This is a genomic window from Kitasatospora sp. NPDC004669 (assembly GCF_040609455.1).
In the GTDB taxonomy this organism is placed as follows: Bacteria; Actinomycetota; Actinomycetes; order Streptomycetales; family Streptomycetaceae; genus Kitasatospora.
Map to the genome: position 1 here is coordinate 22190 of NZ_JBEXKB010000090.1, position 6687 is coordinate 28876.

Consider the following 6687-nt stretch of genomic DNA (forward strand, 5'->3'; position numbering starts at 1 on the left):
AGTGGCGCCGCTGACGCGTCCGTCGCTGTACGTAGCCAGTGGCGTGCGGCTTCCTCAAGGACACCGCGTGCCGCGCCCGGAGTCCGCGGCTCACACGCCCGGGCGCGGATTCTGGTACAGCCCGTGCGTTGATCGGGCGCGTTCCTCCCAGACTGATACTGAACTTAAAAGCGTGATGTCGATCAGGTCTCCAGGGCAAGGCCGGTGCCGGCGAAGCAGCCGTTCGCCCGGCTAATAGCAGGCCATCCCTGCCCTCGAAACCCGCCCGGAACCGCGACCATCCTCCCGTCGGAGGACTCGATACCCCTCGCGGGGGTGACCATCAGACACTGCTTCAGGACGACCCCCGGCGCCGGCCGGGCGGGGAAGATCGGCCCATGCGATTCAAGACGTTTCATCCATCCCCGACGGTCGGTGACACCGCGCGACCGGTCCCCAAGTGGGCCATCCGCTCCGCCCAGGTCATACCCCTGGCCGTCCTGCCGTCGTGCCTGTGGCGCCTGCCGTTCGCGTTCGACTACGAGATGGGCCAGGTCTACGCAGTCCACAAGACGTGGCACTGGTGGGTGATCCTCTACGTCTTCGGGCTCAGCGTTCTCTCCGAGGGGCTCGCCTACCTCTCCTTCGGCCTGGTGGCCAGATGGGGCGAAGTGGCTCCTTCCTGGATCCCGATCATCGGCGGCCGACGTATCCCACCGCTCGCAGCGATCGTCCCGGCCACCTTGGGCGGTCTGGGTCTGATCGTGCTGTGGGACCAGCTGCCGTTCGGCTTCCTCAACGTCGGCGGGTTCCACATGGTCGGGTACTCCAGCGGCTGGTGGAAGACCCTCGCGGCAACGGCCACACTGCCGCTGACTCTGTGGGGCCCGCTTCTCCTGGCTTTGACATACGCGTACTACAAGCGGCGTCGCGGAGAGTGACAAGTGATCAACTTGATTGGGTGGAGTCGGTGCCGTTTGCCTGACAGCCGGCAGATGCTGTCGGTAGCCCTGTGCTGTGAGGTATGCGCAGGGCGGCGGTTTGACCGACGTGGAGAGGGCCGCGCGGGAGCGGATCCGGCGGCAGGCTGTGGAACGCTTCGAGAGCGGGGACCGGAGCAGGGACATCGCGGCGGCACTGCGGGTGAGCGTGCGTTCGGTGGAGCGCTGGCGCCGGCAGTGGCGCGAGGGCGGTGCGGCAGGAGTGGCCTCGAGGGGCTCACCCGGTCGTCCCAAGCTCTCCGATGCCCAGATCGCGCGGCTGGAGCGGGAGTTGGAGCGTGGTCCGCTGGCCCACGGCTGGGAAGACCAGCGGTGGACTCTGGCACAGGTGAAGACGCTGATCGGCCGGCTGTTCCACGTCTCCTACACGGTGGAGGGGACGTGGGTGTTGCTGCGGCGCCACGGTTGGTCCTGGCAGGAGCCGGTTCGCCGGGCCATCGAGCGCGATGACGCGGCTGTCGAGTTGTGGAGGAAGGAGACGTGGTCGCGGGTAAAAGCACCGCGGCGGCCCGCGGGGCCTGGCTGGTCTTCGAGTTGCGCCGTGAGGCGCTGTGATTCGTGTGGAGGTGAGAGACCTTCACCGCTGACCTGTCGTAGCAGGGAGGTGGAGCTGAGGGCAGCCTGATCCGGGTGACGCTGGGGAGGGCGGGAGCGGCCCTGACAAAGCCGGGACGTGCCAGTACTGCCAGATGGTGCGGGCCCGGCGAGCGGGATGGAGAGGAGTACGCGAGGAACCGGCGTCTTTACGTCTCTTAACCTCTACACCGGCTCGAACCTGGTGGATCTGGGCCGGAGGCGGTGCGCACTCGCTGCCCAGCGGCGGCGAGGAACTCCTTGACCGGTATCTCGAAGCCGTTCGGGAGGCCATGAGGAAGGTCTACGGCGTACTCGTGGCGATGCCGCAGGGACACAGTCGGGCTCCTACTCCAACGGGCGAATCACAGTGAACACGGGAGCCGCCCGTTCTCAACTCCCCAGTCGTGCACGGCCAGTGCCCGGCCGGGGATAGGCGCGTCGACCGCCGAACGGTCCGGGTGGGGCGGAGCCGTCGTAGTACTCCGAGCCGGGGAGAGCCCGCGCACATGGGGAAGGGCGGCAGCGGTATCGAGAAGGGAAGGAGACTGCAATGCCGAAAGACGCACCGCTGAACAGCGGCGCTCTGCTGGAGGCGGACCTGGTGGGTCCACGCCAGCGGGTATCGGAGATGCAGGCCAAGCTTCACCGTTGGGCGGCGGCCGATCCTGGCCGCCAGTTCGATGATCTGTTCAACCTCGTGCACGACCCGGCGACGCTGATCGCGGCGTTCGACCGGGTGGCCGGCAACCGGGGAGCCCGTACTCCCGGCGTGGATGGCCTGACGGCCGCCGACGTCGAGGAACGATTCGGGGTCCCCGGATTCCTGGACGACCTACGGGCCCAGCTCAGGCAGGGCACGTTCCGTCCGCTACCGGTACGGGAGCGCAGGATTCCCAAACCGGGCGGGTCGGGGAAGGTTCGGCGGCTGGGGATTCCCGTGATCGCCGACCGTGTGGTCCAGGCCGCGCTGAAGCTGGTGCTGGAGCCGATCTTCGAGGCCGACTTCAAGCCGGTCTCCTACGGGTTCCGGCCCAAACGGCGAGCGCAGGACGCGATTGCCGAGATCCACTTCTATGGCACCCACGGCTATCGGTGGGTGCTGGACGCGGACATCGCGGCGTGTTTCGACGAGATCGACCACGTCGCGCTGATGGACCGGGTCCGGAGACGGATGAAGGACAAGCGGGTACTGGCACTGGTGAAGGCGTTCCTGAAGTCCGGTCTCCTCACGGAGCTCGGGGACCATCAGGAGACCTTCACCGGCACGCCGCAAGGGGGCATCATCTCCCCGCTCCTGGCGAACATCGCCCTGTCGGCGCTCGATGAGCACCTGCACCGGGCATGGGAACCGAACGGGGAACTGTCCACCAGCAGTCGCCGCGAACGGCGAAGCGCCAAGGGCCTGCCCTCGTGGCGGCTGGTCCGCTACGCGGACGACTTCGTCGTCCTGGTCAAAGGGACCAGGCAGGACACCGAGGCGCTGCGTGAGGAGATCGCCCAGGTCCTCGCACCAATGGGGTTGCGGCTCTCGGAGGCCAAGACCCAACTGGTGCACCTGAGCGAGGGGTTCGACTTCCTGGGGTTCCACATCCAGTGGCGCCGCAAGCGCGGAACGGACAAGTGGTACGTCTACACCTTCATCGCCGACCGGCCCCTCCGGTCGGTGAAGGCGAAGATCCGTACCCTCACCCACAGAACGTCGCAGCAGGACCTTGCCGTGGTACTGATCAATCTGAACAGGATCACCCACGGATGGGCCAACTACTTCCGGCATGCCGTTGCGAAGCGCACCTTCAGCAACCTGGACAACCTCGTCTGGTGGCGGGTCATCCGGCTGCTGCAAGAGCGGCATCACTGGAACTGGTCGGACGTCCGCAAACGGCTCACCACCCCCACCGGGCGGTGGATGCCGATCAGCGCGGGCGAGATCGAGTTGCGGAAGATCAGCGCGATCCAGGTCACCCGGTATCGCTACCGCGGCAACACGATTCCCAGCCCCTGGGCCACCGCAACCACCTGACGGCAGAGACCGTGGAGAGCCCGTTGCGTCGAGAGGCGCACGGCGGGTTCGGCGAGAGGTCCGGGGAAACGGACCGGGAGCAATCCCGGCACCGCGCCCCGGGCCTACTCAGCGACGAGGCCGGGCAGTCGATGAGGCCGCCGCGTGCCAGGACCTGGGGCAGAGTCGGCTGCACGCCGGTCGTGCGGGTGCGCGGCCGGGGAGCCGGCCGGGTCTCCATGGCAGGGCTGAGCTGCTACAAACCCGGTTAGCGCTCCCGAATGCTGTACAGCTTCCACGTGTACCGGGGCCGCAAGGGCGAGAAGAAGGGCTTCACCTGGCAGGACTACCGGGACCTGCTCATCCGCGCGCACATCCAGCTCGGCGGCCCGATCGTGCTCGTGTGGGACAACCTGCGTGCCCACCTGATGCCGCCGATGCAGGAGTTCATCGAGGCGAGCAAGGACTGGCTGACCGTCTTCCAACTCCCCTCGTACGCACCGGACCTCAACCCGCAAGAGGGCATCTGGTCGCTGGTCAAGCGCACCATCGGCAACCTCGCCGCCGCCAACCTCGACCAGCTCGCCCGAGCCGTCAAGCGCAGCCTGAAGCAGATCCAGTACCGACCCCACCTCATCGACGCATGCCTCGCCGCCACCGGCCTGATCATGGACGGCTGACCACCCTCAGACCGACATCACGAATTCAAATTCAGTAGCGCCGCTACATATGGCTGCGCTCGTGCGCTGTGAAGCAGCTGACCGTGAGGCTGGACGACATTGAGCACGGGGCTGAGGTCTTGGATCAGCGTGCTACGGCGAGGTACACCAGCGCGCCGCGGCCCTGATGCACCAACTCATACGCGTTCCGGCCCTGGAATCCGGCAACGAGCATTTCGCCGCTGCGGTCGCTGCCTCCTACCTCAGCGCCTGCGGCGTCATCGTCACCGCTGAACGCAAGCAAGCCGCCGACCTCGCCGCCCGCATCCGCGCGGGCAATGCCGACGTCCGCGAGACCGCGAGACGATCCGCACTGGTACCGCTGAGCCCGGGCCCGTCGGCAGGCTCGCCTCTGCCACGTGGCTACGCTGTGGCTCTACGGCAGTGGGGGAAGGGGAGGGCGCTATGACAGCGTGGGTGCTGGTGTGCAACCCGGCTAGGTTCCGTCTTGAGGACCTTCGAGCGGACGGTGGTGAGCTGGACTCGTGGACGGTCCGGCGCTATCGGAATGAGATACACAAAGGCGATCAGTTCGCACTGTGGATCAGCGGCCCAGACGGTGGTGTCGTCGCGCTTGGTGAGCTCACGGGCGAACCGTTCTGGAAAGATGGCGAGGAAACGGACCATCAGTACTGGGCAGAGTCACCCGGGCCCCGGCACGCTGTGCCGCTGAGGGTTACCCAGTGGCTTGAGTCACCGATCCCGCGGACGTGGTTCACGGATCACGAAGTCTTCGCCAATGCTGGGATCCTGTCCCAGCCGTTCGCTGGAAATCCCCATCGTCTCACGGACGAACAGTGGGAGACCCTGGCCGACAGGGCTGCGCAAACCGTGTCCGTAGAGCTGGGCGGTCGGATGCTGGTAGACGATGAGTGGCACCTCCAACCCGGCGAGGAGATCCGCCGAGTCGAACTCCATGACCGCTACGGGGGTAGTCGCCAAGGAGGAATCAGCCCGTCGGTGCAGTCAAGGAACGTCCTGTTTTTCACGGACGCCAGCACAGGCGAACAGCACGGCTATGACGACGTTTGGGAGTCTGACGACCACTTCCGCTACACAGGTGAAGGACAGACCGGCGATCAGGTCTTCACCAAAGGCAACAAGGCTATCCGAGACCACCTTAAGGACGGACGGAGTCTTCGCCTCTTCATCGGCAGTCGCGGCACGGTCCGCTACGCGGGTGAGTGGATCCTCGATCCCCAAGAGCCGTACTCATGGGGGCGTGCCAAGTCCACAAACGGCGGGCCAGAACGAAAGGTCATCCACTTCCATCTGATCCGGGTGGGAGCCGCAGTAACTGCCCCCGGCGTGCCCGTGGGCAGTGCCTATCGGGTCGAGGACGAGACCACGGTTCCGGCGCCGGCTACCCCAAGCGCTCCGGACCCAGCACTGATGGGTCGGAACCTCACCAAGCACCGGCAACTTCAGAACCAGCTTGCCGAGCAGGTTCGTGCTCGTGGCATGGAGCCGTTGTCGCCGACTCCAGCTGACCCAGCCTTTGACATCGCATGGCATGACGGGGACACGCTGACGGTGACCGAGGTGAAGTCCTTGCGACCTGAGAATGAGTCTCATCAACTGCGAACTGGAATAGGCCAGTTGCTTGACTATGTAGACCAACTCAGTGCGCGGGCGACGCAGGTTCGTGGAGTTCTATGGCTGGAACGCACACCGCTGGAAGAGCGCTGGTTGGGCATCTGCGAACGGGCCGGGGTAGTGCTCGCCTGGCCTGGTGAAGATGCCAAGGTGTGGGAATAGCAAGCCGCATGTCATTAGCTGTGGCGAGCTACCTGGTGCCCTCACGCTCCGTGCCTAACTGCGCTACAACGGCCTCGTACCTCAGTGGACGACCGCAGATGCCCGGGGACTGTTGAAATCCCGCCACCTCGACACAGACGACAGGGTCCTGCTGGAGCAATCCAGCAGGACCCCTGACAGGTAGTTTGGTCCCGTCGCCGTTCCGGCGTCGTGCGGTCACCAGGCTCCGGCAATGGCCCGGTCCCTGCAGCACGCACAGGCGGTGCCCAGACGGCTGGCCGGGCGCGGGTCAGCATGCCACGGTCGCCGGGGCGGGCTGTAGGCGGCGAGGAGCTCGGTGGTCAAGGGGTCGCCACAGGCGGCCAGGCGGCGCCGGAGGGCTCTCGCCTGCCGCGGGTGTCCCGTGTCTTCAAGGTCGAGCATCACCAGGAACATCGCGTCCGGCTCGCCGGCGTCGGCCGCCCGGTTGAGGAGCGCGCGGCGCTCTTCGTCGTCGGACTCGTCGGCGGGACTTCCCGCACGCGGTGTCGCCGGTGACCAGCACCATGCCGCTCTGCACACCCCGAGTTCGACAGTCGGCGGGCACACGATCATGACGGATTGTGGTTGTGACCTGCGGGAACGGGCGTGAGGTGCCGGCGGGGGCGTGTGTCCA

Annotated in this window: 5 protein-coding genes; all 5 read left to right on the forward strand. The window is 66.4% G+C overall.

What is annotated here, in order from left to right:
* Positions 1–377 precede the first annotated feature (377 nt).
* Positions 378–920, forward strand: coding sequence for a hypothetical protein (locus tag ABZW30_RS41115; protein ID WP_355676427.1), 543 nt, complete (start codon positions 378–380; stop codon positions 918–920).
* Between the two features lie 76 nt (positions 921–996).
* Positions 997–1605, forward strand: a complete 609-nt coding sequence (locus ABZW30_RS41120) for a winged helix-turn-helix domain-containing protein (RefSeq protein WP_355676428.1) — start codon at positions 997–999, stop codon at positions 1603–1605.
* A 501-nt stretch (positions 1606–2106) separates the two neighbouring features.
* The gene (gene ltrA / locus ABZW30_RS41125) at positions 2107–3576 is read left to right on the forward strand and encodes a group II intron reverse transcriptase/maturase (RefSeq protein ID WP_355676429.1); all 1470 of its coding nucleotides are present in this window, start codon (positions 2107–2109) and stop codon (positions 3574–3576) included.
* Between the two features lie 260 nt (positions 3577–3836).
* Positions 3837–4235 (forward strand): transposase, encoded by a 399-nt coding sequence (locus ABZW30_RS41130; RefSeq protein WP_355676430.1) that lies wholly within the window; start codon positions 3837–3839, stop codon positions 4233–4235.
* 444 nt (positions 4236–4679) lie between these two features.
* Positions 4680–6032, forward strand: coding sequence for an EVE domain-containing protein (locus ABZW30_RS41135; protein WP_355676431.1), 1353 nt, complete (start codon positions 4680–4682; stop codon positions 6030–6032).
* Positions 6033–6687: the final 655 nt, after the last annotated feature.

Coding starts and splice junctions, on each gene's coding strand:
- ABZW30_RS41115 (WP_355676427.1), top strand. CDS start 378: ATGCGATTCAAGACGTTTCATCCATCCCCGACGGTCGGTGACACCGCG.
- ltrA (WP_355676429.1), top strand. CDS start 2,107: ATGCCGAAAGACGCACCGCTGAACAGCGGCGCTCTGCTGGAGGCGGAC.
- ABZW30_RS41130 (WP_355676430.1), top strand. CDS start 3,837: ATGCTGTACAGCTTCCACGTGTACCGGGGCCGCAAGGGCGAGAAGAAG.
- ABZW30_RS41135 (WP_355676431.1), top strand. CDS start 4,680: ATGACAGCGTGGGTGCTGGTGTGCAACCCGGCTAGGTTCCGTCTTGAG.